Origin of the sequence: Arthrobacter sp. M2012083 (genome assembly GCF_000281065.1) — a bacterium.
Lineage (GTDB): Bacteria > Actinomycetota > Actinomycetes > Actinomycetales > Micrococcaceae > Arthrobacter.
Map to the genome: position 1 here is coordinate 134,860 of NZ_AKKK01000013.1, position 25,067 is coordinate 159,926.

A 25,067-nucleotide genomic window follows, 5' to 3' on the forward strand; every position below is an offset into this window, starting at 1 on the left:
AGCTCCTTCCCGGGTTCCAGGGCGTTCCTACTGGTCCGCGCTGTTCTTCAAGGCCTTCGCTACTATCAGCTCCAGTTCCTCGGCGCTGCCAAGATCGTGCGGACGCACAACGGCGTCGTCGGCCACATAGTAGAACGCGGCACTGACGTCCTCGAGGGGTACATCCTTAAGTCGTGCCCAAGCCAGCCGGTACACGGCCAGCTGCACCGCCCGGGTCGCCAGCTGCCGACCAGCGGGACGTCGCCCGGTCTTCCAGTCGATAAGCTGCCAGCGGCCATCAGCATCCCGGAACACGGCGTCGATGCGCCCACGGACTACGACGTCACCAATCCGCGTTTCCACAGGTACTTCGACGAACGCCGGAGCGCGCTGGGCCCACTCAGACTGCTTGAACGCTGCCACCATGTCATCCAAGCCGTAGGCCTCGTCGATGTGGGAGTCCGAACCCGGCGCTTCATCAAGGTCCAGCATGCCGGTAGTGCCAAAGTACTCCTCGACCCATGCATGGAATGCCGTACCTTTGCGCGCTGAGATGCCCGGTTCGCGGGGAACGGGCCGCCGCAGCTGGGACAGGACGGCGGCAGGGTCAGCTCCGAGGTCAACGAAGAGTGAGGCAGAAATGTGGGTGGGCAGGTGGACATCTTGAATGGTCTTGAGTTGCCGTTGGCGATCCAGCAGTAGTTCAGCCTCCTGGGACCATTTCCCGGCGACACCAGTCAATTCATCTGAAGGGGCCGGGCGGGGTTCCTCGATGTATCCACGGACCATGGCTGCGGCGCGATCCATCGCAAGCCGCCTGCCCGGAGTCAGCCTCAGCCGAGCGCCGGTCCGTGGATCTGACGGTCCCTCCAAGGGGTCGTAGGGGAATTGGGCAACCTCGAGCACTGCGGTCAAAGGGCTTTCCTCAGGCAGTGCCTCTTCAGCCACTGATTCGGCATGGACCACCGCGCTGCCGGCTGACTGCGGACTGTAGACCGGCTGCGGCCGGCCGGCGTCATTGTCCTCTCCAGCAACACCGGCAAGCGGCGCCAGTTCGGAGAGGAAGGCAGACATGCCGGCCATTCCCGATCGGGAACCATTCCAGGCAGCGCTGGAAGCCCACAGGACGAACTTCGCGCGGGTGTAAGCGACGTAGGCGAGTCTCCTCTCCTCGGCCTCACCGTGGTGCTGGACTTCGGATTTGAAGTCCTTCTCTGCGTCCAACCATCCCTTTTGGTCAGGCTGATCGAGATCCCACTGGGGAAGGTCGGCGCGATCGCCCCGTAAGGGCCACGGCAAGGCCGCGGCTCCGGTACTCCACCGCGAATCCCGGTTGCTGGGGAACGAACCAGCGTTGAGGCCCGGGACAAAAACAACGTCCCATTCCAAGCCTTTCGAGGCGTGGACGGTCAGCAATTGCACCGCTTCGCGATTCGTCTCGACCGGGGCTACATCCAAGCCGCCTTCCTCTGAAGCTGCAGCCTCCAGCCACGACAAGAAGGCCAACAGGTCAATGCGCTGCGACGTCTGCAGGAACCCGGCCGCCGCATCCTGGAAAGCATCCAAGTTGCGGCGCGCCTGATGGATGCTGATTCCTGGCTTGGCCGCCACTTCGATGTCCAGGAGCATCGCACGTTCCACTTCGCCAAGGAGTGTGGTGAGGTCGTCGCCAATGTAGCTCCTCAGGGAGCGCAGCTCCGAAGCAAGACGGGTCAGCCGATCCAGGGCAGCAGCGCTCAGGCTCCTCCCATGACCGGACGTCCAGCCTGGCCGAGGAAGGAAGTCAAGGGCCTCCACGAGGCTTGCGGCATCCGTGATGTCGCTTTCAATCACCTTCCCTGACGGTTCTTCGTTGTCATCAAAGGAATCAGGCTGTGCTTCCGGAGCCGACCGTCGGCGAGCCAAGAAGCGGGACCAGTCGCTGAAAGCCATCAAGTCGGCCGGACCAATCCTCCACCGCGCCCCGGCCAACAACCTCATCAGGGCATCGGAACGTCCTGGATCGGCCAGGACCCGCAAGGTCGCCACCAGATCCACGATCTCCGGTGTGTCCAGCAGGCCGCCAAGTCCAACGATCTCATAGGGAATCCCCTGGAGCTCGAACTCGCGGCGGAGGCACTCCATCTGCGCCCGTCGGCGGCAGAGGACCGCCATGGTGGGTTTGACCGGAGTGCCGTCCTTCTCTTCCTCGAAAACAGTCCGTTGGTAGCGACGGACATCGCGGGCTATCACTGCGGCTTCGTCTTCATCCGTGCCGAAGCGACCGATCACCACACTTCCATCCACCGCACCCGGGCTTGGAACCAACGCGGGGACTGAGACATTACTCGCTGTTTCCCTCTCCCCTGCCGGGCCGTCCAGGGCCGCCGACCTGTTTAAGGGCGCTGCGATGGTGTTGGCGGCCCGGAGGATGTTCCTGCCGTTCCGCCACGCGGTGGTCAGATAGGAGGTGGGAGCAACGACGTAGGATTCGGCGTGGCCGGACGGGTCCGCCTGGCGGACGGGGAACTCCTGCACAAAGTGGAAGAGCTGGCCCGCGGAAGCGCCTCTAAAGCCGTATATCGATTGGTTGGGGTCGCCTACCGCAGTAACTGCGTGGCCTTGACCGAAAAGACGGGAGAACAGAACAAGCTGCGCGTGGGAGGTGTCCTGGAATTCATCCAGGAGCACTACTTTGTAACGGGCACGTTCAGTGGTGGCAGCGAGCGGAATATCACTCGCAATTCGGGCTGCGAGCGCCACGAGGTCGCCGAAATCAAGGACACCGCGCTGACGCTTCGCTTCCTGGTAGCGGACCACCATGTCGGCAACACTGGCGCGTGTCCTCAGCATGGCCGCAAGTTCTCCCGCGGCCTGCGTCGGGTTCTTCCTGGCACCGGCTACGTAAGGGAGCTGTTCAAAAGCGTGAACGCGCTCCAGAACCCATTCCCGCACTTCCCCGGGATTCTGAAGGTGCTCTGCGCACTCCCCGGCCAGCTGGATGACTGCATTGACGAGCGTTGATTTGGCGGCAGTGAAGTGCTCGTAGTCGCCGTCATATGCTTCCACGACTTCGCTGGCCAGCTGCCAGGACTGTGCGCCTCCCAGCAACACGACGTCCCGCTCGATGCCCAACCGCAGGCCGTAATCAGACACGATGCCGCTTGCATAGGAGTGGTAGGTGGACACTTTGGGTTCGAGGTCGTCTGCGCCGAGAAGTCCCTCCGGGAAGCCCAGGCTGCCGTCGTCCGCCGACGCTATCCGCTGGAGCGTGGCCAGTTTGGACCGTATCCGGCTCGCAAGCTCGCCGGCAGCCTTTCGCGTGAACGTCACACCAAGGACTTCTTCGGGACGCACCCACCCGTTGGCCACCAGCCATACCACGCGGTCCGCCATGGTGGCCGTCTTACCTGAACCTGCCCCGGCTATCACCAGGCGCGGAGAGAGGGGCGAGGCAATGATGGCGGCCTGCTCAGGCGTAGGGTGGTTCTTCTCGCCAAGGATGTTGGCGAGCTCCGAAGGAGAGAACCTTGGCTCGGGAACTGCCTCCACGCCCAAGGGGCCGGAAGCAATGCCGTCCAGGAGCTCGGTTGTCATTCGGTGACCTGCTTTCCTCTGGCGCACAACGGGCAAACGTCCGGTAGACGGCATCCATGTCCGCCGTGGCCTCCCTTGCCGGGATCGTGCCGTGCTTCGAAGGTCGCACCGGCCATCAGCGCGGCCGCCTCATTCACCAACCCCTCCGCCCAGTTGTCCGCGGGATCCAACGCGTCCTGCTGCTGTACCGCGGGACTCTTGGTCTTGGTCCCAAGTTGGGCCAGCACTGCGCCGCCCGGAACAAAGCCGTTCGTAGACGCCGCAGGGGAACCGACGTCGGTCGTTTCGTCCCCGCTTCCGGCGTCCTGGAAGGCACCTCTGAGGACGGCGGCCTGGTAGGCACCCAGTTGTGGGTGCATGGCAACCTCGGCTTTGCCAGGTTGGCGCTTACCGGTTTTGAGGTCGACGATTACGAGCCTTCCCTCCGAATCTATCTCGAGGCGATCAACCTGACCGCGAAGTACCGCATGGCGCGTGACTTCCTCTTCAGGAGCATGAGGACCACTGATACCGCCGGCATCCACGTTGACATCAGGTAGCTGAACTTCAAAGTCATGCTCCACGGACAGCAAGCTTCTTCCGTCGCCGCGCATGATGAGCACATACTGGGCCAACTTCCGAACCATCAGTTCCGCCCGCTGGAAATCCAGCTTTCCTTCCCAGTTGTCCTTCATGCCCAAAGTGGGCCAGCGGCGTACGAGCTCAGCGACGTACTCGGCTCCTGAAGCATCGGGAAGCTCCTGCGCGATGCTGTGGACCAAGGTGCCAAGGCTGCGTGCGAAGTCGGTGGCAGCCTCCCCTCCGGCTGCTTGGACGAACCAGTCCAACGGCGACTTGTGCACGGCCTCCACTTTGGAAGGCGAGACGGAGACGGTACCGCCCGGCGGCACCACGGCTTCCTGGGAGCTCAGCGCCGCCAAACCCCACCACGTGTCCGGATGTGCACCCGGAACGGGTGGGTTCGTGCTGGCGAGCCTGGCCAATATCCGGGCGGCCTCTTCCGCGCTGCGGGTGTCGCCGCTACCGGCCTCTTCCGCCTGAACGTGCTGCCGTAGTTCCGCAACCAGTGCCCTCAATGTCATGGGTCGGTCAACAGGAGTGTAGTCGCGCTTGTATTCACCGGAACGCAGGGGAGACACATAGTCCAGGAAAGCCGAGGGTTGCTCATCCTCAGAAGAGACCGCGGTGCAGATTAATACTTCACGGGCTCGGGATACGGCGGTCGAAAAACTCCGGAGTTCGTCGTAACGAATGTCCCGGAGCCTGCTCAGGGGCCCACGCCGAAGGGCGTAGTCCACTCCATGCTCTACTGCGTCGGCATAGACAGTGCTGCCCAGCAGCTCTCCACGCAATCGGGTGTTGGGCCATACGCCTTCCTGGAGCCCCGCGACGATCACCACCGGCCATTCCCGCCCAGCCGCACTTGCTGGCGTCATGATCTCCACACAGGCCTCCAGCTGTGCTCGTGCGGCAAGGGTGTCCATGGGAAGCTCCTGGTTCAACAAGTAGTCCAGGAACTGTTCGGGACCAGAACCGGGCAGTTGGTCCACGAAGCGTTCCGCTGTATGGAACAGCGCCATCATCGCGTCAAGGTCCCGGTCGGCACGCGCCCCGGCGTTGCCTCCTTCAAGTGCCATTTCTGCCCAGCGGGAAGACAGGCCGGTGGCGTGCCACAAAGCCCACAGGACAGATTCCGCGTTGGCACCCGGTTCCGCGGCGGCAGCGGAACCGGCTGCGAACATGCGGGCGAGCCGACGGGCAGAACTGCCTTCAATGCCCAGCGACGCCAGAGCGCCGGGCTGAAGCAGGGCCTCAACCAGCAAAGCGTCACTGGAGCGGCCACCACCGCCCAGGAGTTCCTCGCGGCGCAGGGACTGGCGGAGCCTGCGCAGTTCAATGGCCGTGGCTCCGCCGATGCGGGAGGTTAGGAGGGAAACAGCAGTCTCCGGCGTCAGCTTTGCCGGGTCCAGCACAATGGCAAAGGCCTCCAACAGCGGACGCACCGCAACCTCGTCACGGACAGCCGAGTCTGCCACTGGAACACGTACCGGTATACCTTGGCCGCTCAGGTACCGCTGTAACTGGGAAATTTGCCCGCCGTTCCGGACGATCACCGCGATGTCGCTGAACTCCCGCGATTCCCGCAGTTGAGCTTCGAGGATGCGTTGTGCAACGTACCTCAACTCGTGGACGGCTGACGGCAGCACATGGCCCTCCACCCGACCATCCCGGGCAGATGCGCGATGCATGCCTTCCGGATGTTGTGGTTGTTCCATTTGCCTGGCCAACTGGCCACCCGAGCGCTGCGAGATATGGCTCGCGACCCGGATCCACGCCTCAGCTACCTCAGGCGCGTGCCTGTGGGTAACCGACAGTGGGCGTTCGAGAACCAATTGCTGTGTGCCGCCCAGCAGTGTCGGCAGCTCCGACACCAGGTCCGGGCGTGCGCCGCGGAAGCCTTGCACGACGGTATCCGGTGAGTAGGTCACCACGACGTCTTTGCCTTCGCCGATGTCGGCGAGGAGCTCGAACACGGCAGGATTCGATTCCTGGGCGTCGTCCACGAGGATGAGCTGGAGTCGTTCCCTCTCGGCAGCCAGGAAGGCCGGCGAGTCCTGGAAAACCTGACGCGCCGTGGTGATGATTCCAGCAGGGTCAAAGGCCTCAGGCATGCGGAGGTCCAAGACATCCCGGTACTCGCTGTACAGTTCGGCAGCCGCCATCCAATCAGGCCTTCCGCATTCGTAGGCCAGCCCAACCAGGTCCTCTGCGGTGCGCCCCGATTCGATGATGCGATCGAACAACTGCCGGATCTCGTGACGGAAGCCTCGGGTGGGAAGTGCCGCTGCCAGATCCTCGGGCCAAGGCAGCTGGAATCCCGGACGGGTGTGGCCTTCCAGCAATTCCTTGATGATGAGGTCCTGTTCGGGGCCAGACAGAAGCTTCGGTGGCCGCGTCAGCGGCAATATGCCTTCCGCCTTTGCCCGCCGGATAACGTCGAAGGCGTAGGACGCCCAGGTGCGTGCCGGCGTCGTACTGAGACTGCGGTCCAGCCGTCCTGTGAACGTGTCACGCAAAGCTGCCGCGGCGTGGCGCCCGGGAGCAAGAACGAGGATGTGTTCCGGGTCCAAGCCGTCCTCACGGACGCGGCGGACTGCGGATTCCACCAACACCGTTGATTTACCCGTTCCCGGGCCCCCGGGCACGAGGACAGGGCCGCTCCCCTGTGGGAGGGAAACGACTGCGCTCTGGTCCGGAGACAAGACAGGAGCCGCGTAGTGGGTCTCACGCGGCGGGAGCAGGCGGAGGGCTGCCGGTGCTTGGCGGGTTTTGGCAGGAGTCGCGGTCACACAGTCATTTCATCATCGGGCACCGACAATTTATGGAGTCGACGCTCCAACTGGTCCGAGATCACATCCAGTAGGTCGAAATCGGTGTCGGCAGGGGTCCATCGGGCCGCTGCCAGGTCGACGCGCCAACGGCCCTCGCCCGTCCTCAGGAAGGCCTCGTATGCGCCATGCAGCGGGGTGGCTTCCGCCAAGTAATGCTGCAGGGCGGCGACTTCATGACCTGGAGGCGCTTCCCCGCTGGCCCGTAGGACGCGCCACCAGGCGACCGAGCTGCCATAATGGCTCATCACGGCACCGACCTGCCGCGGCCCACCGGCTCCCAAAAGCTCTGCGACGTCACCGTAGGCAACCGCCGAACCCGATGGAACAAGGTCCACGACGGCCAGAACCGCCGTCACATACTCCATCCGCATGTGTTCAGCGTAACGGCAGGAGTGTCGTGCCCGAATAGTGTCGGACCCAGCCGGTAGCTTGAAGACATGAGCTCCTGGAACACCCTCTCCCGCGCCGCATTCGACCTCGAGACCACCGGGAAAAACTCACGGTCAGCGCGGATCGTCACCGCTTCCATCACCGTCGTGGATGCCCACGGGGAGCTCATCGCAGAGCACGAGTGGTTGGCAGATCCCGGTGTTGAAATCCCGCCCGAAGCCAGCGAGGTGCACGGCGTCACCACAGAGAAAGCCCGTGCAGAAGGCCGCCCGGCCGCAGAGGTTACGCGCGAGGTGGCTGGGGTACTCCAAGGACTGTTCGACGACGGCACCCCCGTCATTGCTTTCAACGCCAGCTACGATTTCACGGTGTTGGCGGCCGAGTCCGCCCGTTACGGAGTTCCCCAACTCAGCCGATTCCCCGTGCTTGACCCCTATGTCATGAACAAGCAGGTGGACCGTTACCGCAAGGGAAAGCGCACCCTTACCGCTTTGTGCGAGGAATACGGCGTGGACCTGACGAACGCGCATACTTCCGCTGCGGACGCTCTCGCTACGCTCCGGGTATTGGATGCCATGGCCGGCAAATTCCCCAAGCTGCAGATGCCGGCGTCCACGCTGCACCAGCTACAAGTAGACTGGGCCGCATCCCAGGCCGCTGATTTCCAGCAGTACTTGCGGCGCAGTAAGCCCACTGCTGTCATCGAGGGCGAGTGGCCGGTCCTTCCGCCCGAAGACGCAAGCCGGGGCGGCTTCTAGCCCCGAGAGGAGGCGCCCGCCCCCTTTTGCGACGCAAGTCACAGCAACTTTCGGGAACCCCAAATCCGGGGTTGGCCGCGCGCGGATTCCATACGAGGCTCCGCCTTCGGAATAGTCCGGAGTTCAACGCACTCCGGACGGGAACTTTATTCGGCAGAACCGAGGGTGGACAGTCATTTCTTCGATTCACCGCGCGCTGGCGGGCTGGTGACATAATTAAGTTTGGCGGGTTGAAGTCTGCTAGGGCAGCCAACCTTCGTATTGCTGCCGCATTCCCCGCCCACCGCGAAACGTCTCCGTGACCCGATGAAAGAGATTTCTTCATGAAATTCAAAGCCCCTAAGTGGCTGTCTGTTGCCCCCGTGGCTGCAGCCCTGGTGATTTCCCTGGCAGCATGCGGCGGAGGAACCTCCGAGCCCAGCGGTACGCCTACCGATGCCCTGGCCGGCAGCGACCAGAAGTCGCTGGACACGTTCACCACTGCCGACGTGACGCCGCTGGACAAGATCGACAAGTCCAAGCTGGGCCTCATCACCGACGGCACATTGCGCGTGGGCACCCTTTCCGACGCCCCGCCGAACATCTTTATTGATCCTTCCGGTAAGTTCACCGGCTACGACAACGAACTCCTGCGCGCCATCGGTGACAAGCTGGGCCTCAAGGTCGAGTTCGCGTCGACCGACTTCTCAGCGCTCCTGTCCCAGGTGGGCAACAAGCAGTTCGACGTCGGATCCTCCTCAATCTCCACCACGGACGCCCGCCGCAAGACGGTCGGCTTCACCAATGGCTACGACTTTGGCTACATGGCCATTGTGACCAAGAGCGACTCCAAGGTCACCGGCTTCGCCGACGTCAAGGAAGGCCTCCGCATCGGCGTTGTCCAGGGCACCGTCCAGGATGACTACATGACGAACACCCTCAAGATCGAACCTGTCCGTTTCCCTGACTACAACACGGTCTACGGCAACGTGAAGAACGGCCAGATCGACGCGTGGGTTGCTCCTTCGCAGCAGGCCGAAGGCCAGGTCAAAGACGGCGACAACACCAAGATCGCCGAGAAGGTTGTCAACACCCAGAACTTCACCGCGTACGCCGTGAACAAGGATAACCAGCCGCTGATCGACGCCCTGAACTCCGGCTTGGACGCCGTCATTGCCGACGGCACCTGGGCCAAGCTCACGGCCGAGTGGTACAAGGACCGTCCGACTGCCGCCGAGCAGACCCCCCAGGGCTGGAAGCCGGGCAGCAAGGCCGTCCAGCTCCCCGCCAAGTAACCAGGGCGTTCCATGGATATCCTCAATCAACTAGCCGAGACCTTCTTTGACTGGGAGGCAATGGGCGAAGTCATCCCCAAGATGTTCGCCGTCGGCCTGCCCAACACCATCGTCCTGGCTGTCGTCTCGGGCATCATCGGGACCGCGCTCGGGATGTTGCTCGCCCTGATGGGGATTTCCCGGAATGCAGCAGCACGGTGGGTAGCCCGCATTTACACGGACATTCTCCGCGGGCTCCCTCCGGTGCTGACCATCTTGGTGATCGGATTCGGTTTCGGCCCGATTATTCGCGAACTGACGGGCTCCACCAGCCCGTACCCCATGGCCATAGCAGCGCTGTCCTTGATGTCCGGTGCGTACATCGGCGAGATTTTCCGTTCAGGAATCCAGAGCGTGGACAAGGGCCAGTTGGAGGCCACCCGTGCTTTGGGCTTCAGCTACGGCTCATCCATGCGCCTGGTGGTAGTACCGCAAGGCATCCGCCGCGTTCTTCCTGCGTTGGTCAATCAGTTCATCGCGTTGATCAAGGAATCGTCGCTGGTCTTCATGTTGGGCCTCCTGGCAACTGAGCGTGAAATCTTCCAGATCGGCAAGGACGCCGCCGCGAACAGCGGGAACCTGTCTCCGTACGTGGCAGCGGCCATCTTCTATCTGGCGCTCACCATCCCGCTCACGCACTTCGTGAACTTCATTGACGCCCGCATGCGCGCTGGACGCCCCGAGAAGAAGGAACCGGACGAGGCAGCGGCAGTCGTAGGAAAAGGAGCGCAGGCATGAGTGAATTCGCATCAGGAACGTTGACAGCGAAAAACATCCACTTGTCGTTCGGCAGCAACCACGTGTTGCGGGGCATCGACCTGCACGTCGAGAAGGGCACCACGGCCTCCGTGATCGGCCCGTCAGGCTCGGGCAAGTCAACGCTGCTCCGTGTGATGAACCGCCTCATCGAGCCGGATCAGGGCGACATCCTGCTGGATGGTCGTTCGGTCCTGAAGGACAACCCGGACGAACTGCGTCGCCGCATAGGCATGGTCTTCCAGCAGTTCAACCTTTTTCCGCACAAGACGGTGGCCGAGAACATCTCGCTGGCTCTGCGCAAACTCCGCGGCATGTCCAAGGAACAGGCGCGCGACGAGGCACTGGCCCAGCTGGACTTGGTTGGGTTGAAGCATAAGGCGGATTCCCGCCCGGCCAACCTCTCGGGCGGACAACAGCAGCGTGTGGCGATCGCCCGCGCGCTGGCGATGAAGCCTGAGGTCATGTTCTTTGACGAAGCCACCTCCGCGCTGGACCCGGAACTCGTGAAGGGTGTCCTTGCGCTCATGACGGACCTGGCCCAGGGAGGCATGACCATGGTGGTGGTAACCCACGAAATGGGCTTCTCCCGCAACGTCTCGGACATCGTGACTTTCATGGACGCCGGCGTGGTGGTTGAATCCGGGCCTCCGGAGCAGCTATTCACCAATCCGCAAACGGAACGCCTTCAGGGTTTCCTTTCGGACGTCCTCTAAGGGCCCCTCCCAGCAGGACTACACCGCTACAAAGAACCCCGCCTTCCCAGCGAAGGCGGGGTTTTGCTGTTCTCACTGCCTTGGGGCCGCTATTGACCGGCCTTGACCCGCAGCACCGTCAGCGCGGCGGCGTCCACCTTGGCCCGGAAGGCGGGATCTGCCGTGGCCTTCTGCACCACCGCCTGGTGCATCGCCGGAATGCTCGCGGGATCGGCACACACCAGCATGGTTCCACCTGCGGCGAAGAAGTTCAGGGCACGCTCGGCATCGGACCATGCTTCCAGCTGGGTCGCACTGCAGAGGTCATCCGAGAGGACTATTCCCGTGAAGCCGGCGTCAGCACGGAGCATCGCCTCCATCACGGTCGATGAGAACGGCGCAATGTTGGCGGCGTCGATCTTGTCGTAGTAGGCATTCGAAACCATGACCCACTGGGCACCCGACTTGATGGCCGTGTGGAAAGGCTCCAGTGCGGGATCGTTCCGTGTGGTGGCCGTGTCACGGACATCGCTTGTGACGTCCGTGTTGGGAACAACCCTGCCAAGCCCTGGGAAGTGCTTCACTACCGGGGCCACGCCAGCGTCCTTCATACCATCGGCAAAAGCATTGCCCAGCAACGAGACGTTGGCTGGGTCGTAGCCGTACTCCCGCTGGAAATGGCCGATGGGCGCATTGGAGGGTGCGAACTGTGGGCTGGTCACTGTGTCCAGGACCGGCGCGAGGTTCACGTTGATGCCTACGCTGCTAAGTTCCTTACCCCACGCAGCAGCATCCGCGCGGAGTTTTGCCGCCCCGGAGGACGCCTGGACCAGAGCCGTAGGAATCGTGGAGAACCCCGGACCGGAGAGAACCTGGACGTATCCACCCTCTTGGTCGGTGGCCACAAAAAGGGGCACCCCGCCAGTGGTGGCAGTTGAGACCGTGCCTGTCAGCGAAGACACAAGGGACGCCGTCGGGACAGTTCCGGCCTTGCTGCGTCCGCTGAGGTAAACGTTCCCGGCGTGATATTTGGTCAGCGCTTCCATGGTTCCCGGTTCGGGGCCGCCGGCCTTGGCCGCCACCATGAACAGTTGTCCCACCCGCTGCTCAAGGCTAAGTGCGCCGAGCTGCTGCTCCGCGGCTGACGGCGAGCTCGACGCCGGCACAGGCGAAACGGAAGGGGGCGGGGAAGGAACCGCTGACTTGGTAGCTAACGCGGGCGGGGATGTGGGAGTGGGCGTTCCGGAAGGCGAAGAAACAGCCGCCGACGGCGTCCCCTCCCCCGAGCTTTGGCCGGAACTTTCCGGGCCACTGGAACAGCCGACAGCCGCAGCCAACAGCACTCCAGCGGTGGCGATGCTGACACTCAGTGATGCAATGGACGGGGACTTGCGCATGGTAAACCGTGAATTCGTTGGGGGTGGGTTTCCACCTACGAGCCTACCCCGATCGGACGCAACAATGCCCCGGACAATTGCTTCTAGCAGTCGCCCGGGGCATCACCAAAGACTAGGCGCTAGCGGCCGCCGCAGCCTTTGCTGCTGCCGGTAGGGCGTCGATAATACGGTTCATCGCAGCGTCGTCGTGGGCAGCGGACAGGAACCAGGCTTCGAAGACCGACGGCGGAAGGTAAACGCCGGAGTCCAGCATCGAGTGGAAGAACGGCGCGTATCGGAAACTTTCCTGCCGCTGGGCGTCGTCGTAGTTGTGCACGCCGTGGGCAGAGGTACCAAACGCAAGCGAGAAGAGGTTGCCCGCCCGCTGGATGGAGTGGTCCACGCCCGCGTCGTCAAGGGCCGAGGAGAGCGCAGCGGAGAGCTCCAGTGAACGGGCATCAACATAGGCGTATACCTCAGGAGTTGCGTGGGTCAGCGTTGCCACACCTGCGGCCATGGCCACGGGGTTTCCGGACAGCGTGCCGGCCTGGTAAACCGGTCCTACGGGAGCGAGGTAGTCCATGACGTCGGCACGCCCGCCGAGTGCCGCCGTCGGCATTCCGCCGCCGATGACCTTGCCGAAGGTGAGCAGGTCCGGAGCCCATCCTTCCTGGCGGCCGGTCAATCCCCAGTAGCCGGCGTAGCCGGTGCGGAAGCCGGTGAGGACTTCGTCGAGGATGAGGAGCGCACCATGTTCCTTGGTAATGCGGGAAAGGCCCGCGTTGAAGCCTTCGCCGGGGGTGACGACGCCCATGTTCGCCGGAGCCGCTTCCGTGATGACGGCAGCGATGTTTTGGCCGTGGGCAGTGAAGGCAGCCTCAACCGCAGCGAGATCGTTGTAAGGCAGAACCAGGGTCTCAGCTGCGGTGGCTTCCGTAACGCCGGCAGAACCGGGCAGAGCCAACGTGGCAACGCCGGATCCTGCAGCCGCCAACAGGCCGTCCAAGTGCCCGTGGTAGCAACCGGCGAACTTGATGATCAGGTTGCGGCCCGTAAAACCGCGAGCCAGGCGAACGGCCGTCATGGTGGCTTCAGTTCCGGTGGACACCATCCGCAGGCGTTCGACGGCGGACACCCGGTCCTTGACGATCGCGGCAAGGTTGGCTTCATCCGGTGTGGAGGCTCCGAAGGAAAGGCCGCGGTCCACAGCTGCGTGAACGGCCTCAAGCACGGCAGGGTGGGCGTGGCCCAGCAGCGCCGGCCCCCAGGAGCAGACGAGGTCCACGTATTCCTTACCGTCGGCGTCCGTCAGGTAGGCGCCCTTGGCGGACACCATGAACTTCGGAGTGCCACCCACTGACCCGAAGGCCCGCACCGGCGAGTTCACGCCGCCGGGCATCAGGGACCGGGCACGGTCGAACAGTTGATCGGACACGGGGGTGTTTGACGTCATGGTTCCTATTCTTTCAGTGATTCAGGGTGCGGCATGGCCGCCACCTAGGATGCTGTGGCCAGCAGCTCAGCAACCCGCGGGGCTACCTCGGTGCCGTAGAGCTCGATGCAGCGCATCATGGATTGATGCGGCAATGTTCCATTGCTGTATTTGAGGTCGAAGCGGTCCACACCAAGGTTCCGCTTGAGCAGGACGATTTTCTGCGCCACGGTTTCCGGGGAGCCAACGTAGAGGGCACCTTCGGGGCCGCACATGGCATCAAACTCCCCGCGGTTCCCAGGACCCCAGCCACGTTCCGAACCGATCCTGTTGCGCTGCTCCAGCCAATGCGGGAACAGCTCTTCCCGGGCAGCTTCGTCCGTGTCAGCGATGAAACCGGGTGAGTGCGTTGCGATCTGGCGCATCGGATGGCCGTACTTGGCCATCGCCTCACGGTACAGGTTGACCAGCGGTGCGAAGCGGCGGGGCTCTCCCCCGATAATGGCGAAAATGATGGGGTACCCGTATTCGGCGCAGCGCAGCACGGACTCAGGTGTACCTCCGACGCCAATCCAGGCCGGCAGCAAGTGGTGCTGCAATTTGGGGTATACCTGCAGACCGTTGACGTTGGGCCGCGTGCGCCCCTCCCAATGAACCGGTTTCTGCGCTCGAACCTTATGGAACAGCTCCAGTTTTTCCTCGAACAGGACTTCGTAGTCCGCCAGGTCCAAGCCAAACAGCGGGAACGACTCCACGAACGAACCCCTGCCGAGCATGACCTCTGCCCTGCCGTTGGACAACGCATCCACAGTGGCGAAGCGCTGGAAAACCCGGATCGGATCATCGGAGCTGAGCACGGTAACGGCCGACCCCAAGCGAATCCTTGAGGTCACCGCAGCGGCCGCTGCAAGGAAGACTTCGGGCGCGGACACGGCGAAATCGCGGCGGTGGTGTTCGCCCACACCAAAGGCATGGATTCCGACGGCGTCAGCCAGCTTTGCTTCCTGGAGCAGTTCGCGCAGGACGCGCGCATGCTCCTTCGGATTCCCATCGGCATCCACACCGGCGTCGCCAAAAGTATTCAGGCCGAGGAGGATCCCGGTTGCCCCCACGGGAGCGGTGGGGTCGGACGTGACTGCGGACTCTGCGGGAACAGCGGATTCTGCGGGAACAGCGGATTCTGCGGGAACAGCGGACATCAGGACTCCTTCAGCCAGCCTGCCAGTTCGGAGGCCCAGTAGGTCAGGACGGTGTCGGCCCCGGCACGCTTGATGCCGAGGACGGATTCGGTGATGGCACCGCGCCTGTCGATCCAACCGTTGGCTGCGGCCGCTTCGATCATGGCGTACTCGCCCGAGATTTGGTAGGCCGACACCGGCACCGGGCTCATGGCAGCGACGTCGGCCAGGATGTCCAGGTAACTCATGGCAGGCTTGACCATCACCATGTCGGCGCCTTCTTCAAGGTCCAGCTCAACTTCCAGGATGGCCTCCCGGCGGTTGGACGCGTCCATTTGGTAGGTCCGGCGATCACCCTTAAGCTGCGAATCCACGGCCTCACGGAACGGGCCGTAGAACGCTGACGCGTACTTGGCAGCGTAGGCAAGTACGGCCGTGTTCTTGTGTCCGGATTCCTCCAGTGCTTGACGGATGACCGCGATCTGGCCGTCCATCATTCCCGAGGGCCCCAGCACGTGGGCTCCGGCATCGGCCTGGGCGACTGCCATCCGGCCATAGATCTCCAGCGTGGCGTCGTTGTCCACATAGCCATCGGAATCGAGGACGCCGCAGTGGCCGTGGTCCGTGAATTCGTCGAGGCAAACATCGCCCATGATCACCAGGTCATCGCCGACCTCGGCCTTGACGTCACGAATGGCCTTGTTCAGGACGCCCTCAGGATCCAGCGAAGCGGTGCCTTGCGCGTCCCGTACCGCGGGCACGCCGAACAGCATAATGCCTCCGACGCCCAACTCCACGGCTTCCGCGGCCGCCCGCTTCAGGGACTCGGTGGTGTGCTGGACGACCCCCGGCATGGAACTGATGGGGCTCGGCTCAATAAGTCCCTCCCGGATGAACGCAGGAAGGATCAGGTCCGCGGGTGCCAGGCGGGTCTCGGCGGTGAGCCTGCGCATGGCGGGAGTTGTGCGCAAGCGGCGGGGACGATGGTTCGGAAAGCTCATTGCGGGTTCCCTTCGTTGGCGAAAATAGATTCCAAGGCGGCCACGATGCCGTCCGGGGTCGGTTCTTTGGCTGTGACTGCAACGGTGAGGCCGATTCGCGAGGCCTCTGCCGCCGTCGGACGTCCAATGGCGACGAAGCGGCAGGTGCCCAATGCCGGAAACAATTGGGCGATGCGACGGGCAGCGCTGGGAGAAGCAGCCACTACGGCGTCCAGGGTTCCGGCGTCGAGAGCGGCGTGTGCCTCTTCCGGGCTGAGCGTTGACGGAACTTCACATGCGGAAACCGCGACGCCGGACGATAGTTCCGCTGTTAGGCGGAGTTCCGCACGGGCAGGGTAATCGACCGTGTGGTAGGCGACAACGGAGGTCACGTCCGCGCCGGTAGCAGCCAGGCCGTCCCGCAGGCCAGGCGTTGCAATGTCAGCTTGAGGCAGGAAAACCCGCCCACTGGACGCTTTCCACACAGCAAGCAAACCCTCGGCCGACTGGACTTCCGCAGGCGCCAAGGCGACGGTGAGGCCAACCGATTCAAGGACCTGACGGGAAGAGGGGCCGATGGTGGCCACCTTCGTACCGGCTGGGACAAGGTCCGCGAGGGCAACGCCTCGCTGAGCAGCTTTCTCCAACAAGACCCGCACTGTAGTGATGCTGCTGATCACCATCCAGTCGAAGTCGCCGGCCACCAAACGGTCCAAGGAGGCGTCAAGGGCAGCCTGGTCCCCCGCCTTCTCAAAATCGATGAGCGGCAGCACGAGTGGCTCCGCTCCCAAACCGCTCAATAGCGACGCCAGCGGACGCGCACGGTCGGCGGTCCTGGTAATCAGGACGCGCCGACCGGTCAGCCCGTTCAGTTCATGCGGCTCAGGATGCCGCAAGGTCCGCGATCTCCGCGGCGCCGGCAGCGAGCAAGAGCTCCGCCACTTCGATGCCTAGCAACGTGGCTCCGACTTCCGTGAGACCGTCGGTGGCTTTCTTCTCGCGCACAGTCTTGGTGCCATCCACGGCACAGACCACTGCTTCAAGGTGCAGCATGCTGCCCTTGCGGAAGGCGTAGGCACCCACGGGAGCTGCACAACCGGCTTCCAGCCTGGCCAGGACGGCACGTTCGGCTGTTACAGCGAGGCGGGTGTCGTCGTCGTTCAGAGCCGCAAGTGCCTGAGCCAGCACGCCGTTTGACCCTTCGGTTGAACCCTCGGAGCGCGGGGCATCGACGGTCCGGCATTCGATGGCCAGCGCTCCCTGCCCGGGGGCAGGCAACATGACATCCGATTCGAAGAACTCGCTGACAGTGTCCAGGCGGTCCATGCGCTCCAAGCCCGCGGCGGCCAACACCACGGCGTCAAGGTCGCAGGACTTGCCCGGAATAACTTCATCGGTGGGGTTTCCCGGCAGTCCCGGGACACGGCCAAGGCGCGTGTCCACGTTCCCGCGGATATCGAGTACCTCAATGTCCGGACGTGCGGCCCGAAGCTGAGCGGCACGCCGTGGCGAGCCTGTGCCTACCTTGGCACCACCCGGCAGCTCGGCAAGAGTCATACCGTCGCGGGCGCAGAGAACGTCACGGACATCCACCCGCTTGGGTGTTGCGGCGACGCTCAGGCCAAGCGCGGCCCCTGTCGGCAAGTCCTTCAGGGAGTGCACGGCAACATCACAGGTCTCAGCGAGCAAGGCATCCCGCAGGGCGGCAACGAACACACCTGTGCCGCCCATCTGGGAAAGGGACCCGGTTTTGACGTCGCCCTCGGTCTTGATGTGCACGAGCTCCACCGGGAAGCCGCCGACGGCAGCCAACTGGTCCGCAGTTTGCTGCGTCTGCGTCAGGGCAAGTTTGCTCGCCCTGGTGCCGATGCGAACAGTCACTTGGCAGCCTCCGGAGCGGGATAGGCGTCGTGGCCGATACCGATGCCGGCGCCAACTTCGGAGATGACGGGTTTTGCCCCGCGGAAGTTCTCGCAGCAGTTGGGACGGCAGACGTCGTACCAGGGTCCAAGGTCCGTTACGTGGGGACGCTCGGCGATGTTGTTTTCGACCGTGCGTTCGCAGATCAGGTCCACCAGGCCGGACACGAAAGCCGCGTGGGTACCCGGGGTGGGCACACGGGTGGCCTCAATGTTCAGGTTTTTGCAGGTCTCCAGTGCCTCGGTGTCGAGGTCCCAGGCAACTTCCATATGGTCGCTGACGAAACCAAGGGGAACGATGACGACACCGCGGACGCCTTCCGGAGCGATCTCCTCAAGGTGGTCATTGATGTCCGGTTCCAGCCAGGGAATGTGCGGCGCGCCCGAGCGGGACTGGTATACGAGGTCCCAGGCCACGTTCGGTGCCACAGCGTCCATGATGGCTTTGGCGTTGGCAAGGTGCTGTGCAGCGTAGGCGGAACCCTCTGCGAATTCGCGCGGCTCATCCTCGGACCTGCCTGCGGCTTCTGCATCCCGGGTGGGAATGGAGTGGGTGGCGAACAGGACTCGAATTTTCGAATCCGGGTCCGCTTCGCCTGCCGCGGCGAGCTTCGCGCGGATCTCCTCCAAGCCGGCAGCCGTTCCCTCGAGGAACGGCTGGACTACGCCGGGGTGGTCGAAGTACTGGCGGATCTTGTCCACTTCAAGCTTGCCGTCCAAACCGGTTTCGGTCAGCGCGATACCAATGTCCTCGCGGTACTGGCGGCAACTGGAGTAACAGGAGTAGATGCTGGTGGTGAGCATCAGGATCCGGCGGTGTCCGGCGTCGTAAGCGTCCTGCAGGACAGGCGCGATGTAGGGGTCCCAGTTCCGGTTTCCCCAGAGGACCGGCAATTCGATGCCGCGCTGTGCCAGTTCAGCCTCGATCGCGGCCTTCAGCTCACGGTTCTGTTGGTTGATGGGGCTGATCCCGCCAAAAGCGCGGTAGTGGTGCGAGACCTCTTCGAGGCGCTCATCCGGGATGCCGCGGCCACGGGTGACATTGCGCAGGAAGGGAATGACGTCATCCTGGCCTTCCGGACCACCAAAGGATGCGAGCAGCACGGCGTCGTACTGCTTGGGTTCCTGCCGTCCACGCTCAGTGACGGCGTTCGGTGCTGTGGAGATAACGGGCTGGGTCATGCCAGGACCTCGGCAATCTCGGCAGCCGTGACGCGGCGACCGGTGTAGAAGGGGATTTCTTCGCGGACATGGTGGCGCGCTTCGGTGGACCGCAGATGACGCATCAGGTCCACGAGGTCCACCAATTCAGGTGCTTCGAGGCCGAGGATCCATTCCCAGTCGCCCAAGGCAAACGAGGAGACTGTGTTGGAAATGACCTGTGGGAATTCGCGTCCAAGAAGGCCATGGTCGCGGAGCATCTTGCCGCGCTCGTCCGTGGGCAGCAGGTACCACTCGTAGGAACGCACAAACGGGTAGACGCAGAGCCAGGTGCTGGGCTCGACACCGCGGGCGTAGGCGGGCACGTGGCTCTTGGAGAACTCAGCTTCGCGGTGCACGCCCATGGCGGACCAGACGATGTCCGTTCCTGCGAAGAGCTTGCTGCGGCGGATGGCGCGGACTGCGGATTGCAGGTCCTCCGGCTTGGGCCCATGGAGCCACACCATGATGTCAGCGTCGGAGCGCATGGCCGAGACATCGTAGCTGCCCCGGAGGATCACGCCGCCCTCCGCGAGCTTCTCCGCAAGGGCTTCGAATTCCTGTGCAGCATCGCCGCTGCGCAGGACGTCGGCCGAGCGCTTGAAGACCGTCCACAGTGTGTAGAACTGTTCTTCGGTTTCAGCAGTTTTAGTGACAGATTCGGCAGAAGTGTGGCTCATGGTTCAAGTTTGCCCCGTGCCAGCCCCTAAGTCGAAACGGATCACTTCTACAAGCCGTAGAAGTGATGTAAATCACAAACCAGGCAGTCAGTCGGCCCGTACGGCGGCGAGTTGCGACCGCGTATCAGCCACTACTGCGGCAAGGCCGTTTCCGGCCAACCAGCCGCCCACCACGGTAAGGCCGTCCGCCGTGGCGCACAGCTGGCGGACTTGCGCCACGCGCTGTTTATGACCGACGGCGGCGAACGGCAAGGCGCCCGCCCACCGCACCACATCCCAGTCAACGATGTCCGCCTGGGATATGGGAACGGTCAGCAGCGCGGAAGCATCTTCCAAAGCTGCGGCCAGCAGTGATTCATCATCGAGGACAACATCCCCGCCCCCGCCGGCTTCTTCGCGCCGACCGTAGGAAAGACGCACAACGTGCGTGCCGGGACCGGCTTCGTCAGCCAGCCAGTCCCATTTGGCCGTCGCATGCGTCAGCGCCTTGGCCTTGATCCCCGGGGTTTCAGGTGCCACCAGGATCCCCGTCCCCCGCGGCCTGCCATCGAGTTGGGGCAAGTCCACCACCATCGTCACGAGACTCACCAACGGTCCGGGAGCCGGGCGGAGGCTGGACAGCCCAGGCAAGGACTTCTCCAGCAGCCCAACGGCGGCCGGGCCGTCAAGCGCGACCACCAGACGGCCGGCGTCGTACGTGGTATTCCCGGCAGTGACCCGCCAGCCCTCCCGCGTCTTCACGACGTCGTCGGCGTGCTGGCCGGAGAGCAACCTGACTCCACGTTCCCCCAGGTCCGCCACGAGCGCGTCCACCAGGGTGTTCATTCCACCTTTCAAGCCCGCGACCGCGGAACCCGCCTTAGCCTGTCCGGACGAACCTCCGGACGCCCCGCCGGAACCGGCCGGGGAAACCTTGGCGGTTTTGCGTTGAGCCGCAACAGCGGCAGCCAATGAGCCCTGGGCGCGGATGCCTGCGCGCAGCCCGGGGGCCACCATGTCAACATCCAAGAGGGCTGGGTCGGCCGAGTGAACGCCACCCACTACGGGTGAAACAAGCCGGTCAAGAACTTTTTTGCCCATGCGGGCACGAACCAAGGAGGAAACGCTGGTGACGTCTGCGGACGTTCCGACGGAGGCCGGAAGCCAGCGGTCCATGGAGGCCCTGATGGCTCCGGCGAGGCCCAAAGAACGCCGCACCTCCGGGTCCCACGGGTTCGCCGGGATTCCAAGCACTCCAGTTTTGGGGAGCTCCTGCGGGCCGTCCGGCAGTTGCACCCAAGCGCCACCCGGGTGCGGAGCCACGATCCGGTCCGCCAGTCCAAGCTCACGCGCGAGGTCGGCTACAGCTGTGGACCGGGTAGCGAACGATTCCGCCCCGCTGTCCAAGCGCAGCCCCGCAACAACATGGCTGCCCACGCAGCCACCCCAGGCCAGGCTTGATTCAAGGACAGTAACCGCAGAACCGGACGCGGCCAGTTCCCGTGCGGCGATCAGGCCCGAGATGCCACCGCCCACTACGACGGCGGTTGGTCCTGGAGCTGTTGCCTTGGACGTCGCGTGTCCCCCGCGCATTGTCCCTACTCCGCGGGGATGGAGTGAATGAGCTCCACGACGCTCGTCAGGACTGTGGGGTCCGTTTCGGGGGGAACGCCGTGACCGAGGTTCAGTACGTGGCCCGGGGCGTGGGAACCGGCGGCGATGACTTCGCGGACGTGGGCTTCAAGGACCTCCCACGGGGCAGACAGAAGAGCGGGGTCGATGTTGCCCTGCAGCGGCACGGTGCCACCGAGCCGACGGTTGGCCTCGTCCAAGGGCAGCCGGTAATCCACGCCCACGACGTCCACTCCAACGTCGCGCATGGCAACCAGCAGTTCGGAGGTGCCGGTGCCGAAGTGGATCAGCGGCGCCCCGAGTCCGCGTACGTGGTCAAGCGCGCGGGTGGATGCCGGCGCCACGTATTTGGTGTAGTCAGTCAGGCCCAGCGATCCTGCCCACGAGTCGAAGAGCTGCGCTGCCGAGGCGCCCGCCTCAAGTTGGGCCTGGAGGAACATACCGGAGGTATCGGCAGCCCAGTTGGCCAGCGCGGCCCAGGTCTCGGGATCCGCGTGCATCATGGTCCGCGGGCCGAGGTGGTCACGCGAAGGCTTCCCTTCAACCATGTAAGCAGCGAGGGTGAATGGTGCGCCGGCAAAGCCGATAAGGGGCGTCCTTCCCAGTTCGGCAACCGTCAGGCGAACGGCTTCCCGGATGGGCTCCAGCGCTTCCCACGTCAACGTGGGCAGCGCGGCAACGTCAGCAGCTGTCCGGACCGGCTTTTCCAGGACAGGTCCCACACCGGGGACGATGTCCACACCGACGCCCGCCAGCTTCAGCGGAATGACGATGTCGGAGAAGAAAATGGCGGCGTCCACATCGTGGCGGCGAACAGGTTGGAGGGTAATCTCGGCGGCGAGTTCCGGGCGGAGGCAGGAGTCCAGCATGGCCACGCCCTCGCGTACCTTGAGGTACTCCGGAAGGGAACGGCCGGCCTGGCGCATGAACCATACCGGCCGGCGGGAGGGCGTGCCGCCGCGGTATGCCGTGATCAGCGGTGAGTCCGAGGTCCGACCGTCTTTCAGCGGGTGGTTGGCGTCGAGGGTTCCCGCCGGGGCGTTGGAGGCCGTACTGTTGGATGCTGCCGCGCTAGAAGTCATGCCTTCGATTGTGCCGAAAATCCGGGGCAAAAGATAACGACAAGCTGTCACGTCGCGCCCCGCCCGGGCCGTTGTGGCCGGGATCACTCGCCTGCGTGTGGATCACCACGGCGCCACATTGTTCTACCGGGCTACGAAAAAGCTATGATTGGGGTGCTGTGGTTCTTTTCTCATTGGTGGCTACACACGCCGACATCGACCTCGAAACTGTCGCTCAGTTGAGCAACGGTTCCTCTGAGCTTGCCTCGGCAGCCCTGACAGACTCCTCCGTGGTCTCCGGAGCCGTGGTCCTGGCCACGTGCAACCGCTACGAGGTTTACGGCGAAACTGCCAACGGCGCAGACCTTGAGGCAGCCCGTTCCGCCCTCGTTTCACAGATCAGCGAGCTCAGCGGCCTCAATGAGCAACTCGTCTCCCGCTCCTTTGCCACGCACACTGGCCCGGATGTCACCCGGCACCTCTTCGCTGTGAGCGCCGGACTGGATTCAGCCGTAGTGGGTGAGCGTGAAATTGCAGGCCAGGTTCGCCGGGCGCTGATCACTGCCCAGCAGGAAGGCACCGCCAGCTCCGGCCTCGTGCGTCTCTTCCAGGCAGCATCCAAGACCGCCAAGGATGTTGGTGCGCAAACTGCCCTCGGCTCCCGTGGGCTTTCGATCGTCTCTGTCGCATTGGACCTGGCCACCGACCTCGCCGAGAACGACGATTGGTCCACCAAGAAAGTGGTCGTCTTCGGAACCGGGGCCTACGCCGGCGCTACCATGTCGCTTCTCCGTGAGCGCGGCTGCACGGATGTTTCCGTTTATTCTTCGTCCGGCCGTGCTGAAGGCTTCGTCGCGACCCGCGGTGGGACAGCACTCGATGCCGACACTCTTCCCGCTGCTGTTGCCGCAGCTGACGTCATGATCGGCTGCAGCGGCTCCGACAACCGGGTGGAGGCGGAAGACCTTGCCCGTGTCCGGGCAAATTCGGGCAAGCCTTTGATTGCGATCGACCTCGCTCTCACCCATGATTTTGATCCCGCAGTGGGCGAACTCGACGGCGTTGAGCTCCTGACGCTCGAATCCGTTCGGCTCGCTGCTCCGCAGGAACAAGCGGAGTCACTCTCGCAGGCCAGCGCAATCGTCAACGGCGCTGCCACGTCGTTCGAGTCCGAACGCGAAGCCCGCTCGGTGGACACCGCCATCGTGGCGCTCCGCCGCCACACCATGAACGTCCTTGACGCGGAAATGGAAAAAGTCCGCGCCCGTCACGGTTGTACTGCCGCTGCGGAAGAGGTGGAGTTCGCCCTGCGCCGGATGGTCAAGCAGCTGCTGCACATCCCCACCGTCCGGGCGCGTGAACTGGCAGCAAACGGCCAGCAGGACGACTACGTTGCCGCGCTCGAAGCCCTCTACGGCATCCAGGTGGAACAGCCCCAGGCCGTAGCCCCGTCCGCCGAGTGTCCGGTGGACCACGAGCAACTCCGCTCCGAAAGCGCCTAGCCGCCAAGTCGCCGCCCGCTGGTCAGCTGCGGCGCGGTTAGGTGGGCGCCCACCCTACCGTCTAGTAGACGGGCTTCTGCGGCTCCACATCCCGCACCCAGGCGAGGATACCGCCGTCGAGATGGCTGACGCGGGTATAGCCCGCTTTCTGCGCCGCTTCCAGGACTGCGGCCGAGCGCGTCCCGGCCTTGCAGTGGAACACTATGTCCCTGTCCTGCGGCAGCTCTACCCACGCCTCGCCGGAGAGAATGCGGCCCTGTGGAATGAGGCGCGAGCCATCGATGCTCACGATGCTGTGCTCGCCGGACTCACGGACATCCACGAGTTCGAAGTCCCGCTCCCCCAGCTCCCGTTCGGCAAGCATCCCGGCGAGGTCCTTGGCGGTAACAGTGTGCGCCTGATCCGTGGCCGCCGGTGGCGTCACGCCGCAGAAGGCTTCGTAGTCGGTCAGTTCAGTGATGGGTTCGGCTTCCGGATCCTTGGAGACCTTGATCTCGCGCCAGCTGCCGCCAAGAGCATCAAAGAGCGCCACACGGCCCAGCAATGAACGCCCGACGCCGGTGATCAGCTTCACGGCCTCGGTCACCATGAGCGATCCAACCGCTGCGCACAGCATGCCGAACACCCCGCCCTCGCCACAGGACGGCACAGACCCCGCGGGAGGCGCTTCAGGGTAGAGATCCCTGTATGTAGGCCCGTGTTCGGCCCAGAAGACGCTCACTTGGCCGTCAAAACGGAAGATGGAGCCCCAGACATAGGGCTTACCGAGGATGGCAGCGGCGTCGTTCACCAAGTATCGCGTGGCGAAGTTGTCGGCGCCGTCCAGGATGAGGTCATATTGCGCAAACAGCTCCAGCGCGTTGGAAGAGTCCAGCCGCATGTCATGCAGGACCACGTTGACCAAGGGATTGAGCTCGGCAATGGCATTGCGTGCGGATTCGATCTTGGGCGTACCCACGTCCTTCACACCATGGATGACCTGTCGCTGCAGATTGCTGAGGTCCACCACGTCGTCGTCCACGATGCCAAGGGTGCCCACGCCAGCGGCGGCCAGGTACAGCAGTGCCGGGGACCCGAGGCCTCCGGCGCCGATGACGAGGACTTTGGCATTCTTAAGCCTGCGTTGGCCCAGTGCGCCAATTTCAGGAATGATGAGGTGCCGGGAGTACCGCTCCACCTCGGCGGGAGTGAGTTGGGCGGCAGGTTCGACCAGGGGCGGCAGGACAGCGGGCGCAGCAGTGTGGGCAGCAACAATTGAGGCCATACCCC

General features: G+C 63.8%; 19 protein-coding genes. 5 read left to right on the forward strand and 14 right to left on the reverse strand.

Going from position 1 to position 25,067, the window contains the following annotated elements:
* Positions 1-27: 27 nt before the first annotated feature.
* The 3 genes from A477_RS0108435 to A477_RS0108445 are packed head-to-tail and all read right to left on the reverse strand — an operon-like array spanning position 28 to position 7,318.
* Positions 28-3,555: an ATP-dependent helicase gene (locus A477_RS0108435; RefSeq protein ID WP_017198574.1), complete on the reverse strand. Its 3,528-nt coding sequence runs from the start codon at positions 3,553-3,555 to the stop codon at positions 28-30.
* Positions 3,552-6,905 (reverse strand): ATP-dependent helicase, encoded by a 3,354-nt coding sequence (locus A477_RS0108440; protein ID WP_017198575.1) that lies wholly within the window; start codon positions 6,903-6,905, stop codon positions 3,552-3,554. Before A477_RS0108440 ends, A477_RS0108435 begins: the two co-directional genes overlap by 4 nt.
* A complete protein-coding gene (locus A477_RS0108445) occupies positions 6,902-7,318 on the reverse strand; it encodes an MGMT family protein (protein WP_017198576.1) in 417 nt (138 codons plus the stop codon). The genes A477_RS0108440 and A477_RS0108445 overlap by 4 nt, the downstream gene beginning before the upstream one ends.
* 66 nt (positions 7,319-7,384) lie before the next feature.
* On the opposite strand from A477_RS0108445, the gene A477_RS0108450 reads away from it, so the two are divergent.
* From A477_RS0108450 to A477_RS0108465, 4 genes are all read left to right on the forward strand, one after another.
* The gene (locus tag A477_RS0108450) at positions 7,385-8,095 is read left to right on the forward strand and encodes a 3'-5' exonuclease (protein WP_017198577.1); all 711 of its coding nucleotides are present in this window, start codon (positions 7,385-7,387) and stop codon (positions 8,093-8,095) included.
* Between the two features lie 323 nt (positions 8,096-8,418).
* Positions 8,419-9,369, forward strand: coding sequence for an ABC transporter substrate-binding protein (locus A477_RS0108455; protein WP_026005464.1), 951 nt, complete (start codon positions 8,419-8,421; stop codon positions 9,367-9,369).
* 12 nt (positions 9,370-9,381) lie between these two features.
* Entirely contained in the window at positions 9,382-10,146 is a 765-nt protein-coding gene (locus A477_RS0108460) for an amino acid ABC transporter permease (protein ID WP_017198578.1), read from the forward strand.
* Positions 10,143-10,880, forward strand: a complete 738-nt coding sequence (locus tag A477_RS0108465) for an amino acid ABC transporter ATP-binding protein (RefSeq protein ID WP_017198579.1) — start codon at positions 10,143-10,145, stop codon at positions 10,878-10,880. Before A477_RS0108460 ends, A477_RS0108465 begins: the two co-directional genes overlap by 4 nt.
* Positions 10,881-10,969: 89 nt before the next feature.
* Here the strand turns inward: A477_RS0108465 and A477_RS0108470 are convergent, their stop codons facing one another.
* The 10 genes from A477_RS0108470 to hemE form a co-directional block, all read right to left on the reverse strand.
* Positions 10,970-12,256, reverse strand: a complete 1,287-nt coding sequence (locus A477_RS0108470) for a glycoside hydrolase family 3 N-terminal domain-containing protein (protein WP_083848034.1) — start codon at positions 12,254-12,256, stop codon at positions 10,970-10,972.
* Positions 12,257-12,368: 112 nt separating this feature from the next.
* A complete protein-coding gene (gene hemL, locus A477_RS0108475; protein WP_017198581.1) occupies positions 12,369-13,688 on the reverse strand; it encodes a glutamate-1-semialdehyde 2,1-aminomutase in 1,320 nt (439 codons plus the stop codon).
* Positions 13,689-13,732: 44 nt separating this feature from the next.
* Positions 13,733-14,866 (reverse strand): LLM class flavin-dependent oxidoreductase, encoded by a 1,134-nt coding sequence (locus A477_RS0108480; RefSeq protein ID WP_017198582.1) that lies wholly within the window; start codon positions 14,864-14,866, stop codon positions 13,733-13,735.
* Positions 14,866-15,846 (reverse strand): porphobilinogen synthase, encoded by a 981-nt coding sequence (gene hemB / locus A477_RS0108485; RefSeq protein WP_017198583.1) that lies wholly within the window; start codon positions 15,844-15,846, stop codon positions 14,866-14,868. The genes A477_RS0108480 and hemB overlap by 1 nt, the downstream gene beginning before the upstream one ends.
* Entirely contained in the window at positions 15,843-16,721 is an 879-nt protein-coding gene (locus A477_RS0108490; RefSeq protein ID WP_017198584.1) for a uroporphyrinogen-III synthase, read from the reverse strand. Before A477_RS0108490 ends, hemB begins: the two co-directional genes overlap by 4 nt.
* Positions 16,708-17,706: a hydroxymethylbilane synthase gene (gene hemC, locus A477_RS0108495; protein ID WP_017198585.1), complete on the reverse strand. Its 999-nt coding sequence runs from the start codon at positions 17,704-17,706 to the stop codon at positions 16,708-16,710. Before hemC ends, A477_RS0108490 begins: the two co-directional genes overlap by 14 nt.
* Positions 17,703-18,926, reverse strand: a complete 1,224-nt coding sequence (locus tag A477_RS0108500; protein WP_017198586.1) for a ferrochelatase — start codon at positions 18,924-18,926, stop codon at positions 17,703-17,705. The genes hemC and A477_RS0108500 overlap by 4 nt, the downstream gene beginning before the upstream one ends.
* Entirely contained in the window at positions 18,923-19,624 is a 702-nt protein-coding gene (gene hemQ, locus A477_RS0108505; RefSeq protein ID WP_017198587.1) for a hydrogen peroxide-dependent heme synthase, read from the reverse strand. The genes A477_RS0108500 and hemQ overlap by 4 nt, the downstream gene beginning before the upstream one ends.
* An 87-nt stretch (positions 19,625-19,711) precedes the next feature.
* A complete protein-coding gene (gene hemG / locus A477_RS0108510; RefSeq protein ID WP_017198588.1) occupies positions 19,712-21,196 on the reverse strand; it encodes a protoporphyrinogen oxidase in 1,485 nt (494 codons plus the stop codon).
* A gap of 5 nt (positions 21,197-21,201) precedes the next feature.
* Entirely contained in the window at positions 21,202-22,317 is a 1,116-nt protein-coding gene (hemE, locus tag A477_RS0108515; protein WP_026005465.1) for a uroporphyrinogen decarboxylase, read from the reverse strand.
* Between the two features lie 158 nt (positions 22,318-22,475).
* On the opposite strand from hemE, the gene A477_RS0108520 reads away from it, so the two are divergent.
* Complete coding sequence (locus A477_RS0108520; RefSeq protein WP_017198590.1) at positions 22,476-23,798, forward strand: glutamyl-tRNA reductase; 1,323 nt, start codon at positions 22,476-22,478, stop codon at positions 23,796-23,798.
* 61 nt (positions 23,799-23,859) lie between these two features.
* Here the strand turns inward: A477_RS0108520 and moeB are convergent, their stop codons facing one another.
* Positions 23,860-25,062, reverse strand: a complete 1,203-nt coding sequence (gene moeB / locus A477_RS0108525) for a molybdopterin-synthase adenylyltransferase MoeB (protein ID WP_017198591.1) — start codon at positions 25,060-25,062, stop codon at positions 23,860-23,862.
* Positions 25,063-25,067 lie beyond the last annotated feature (5 nt).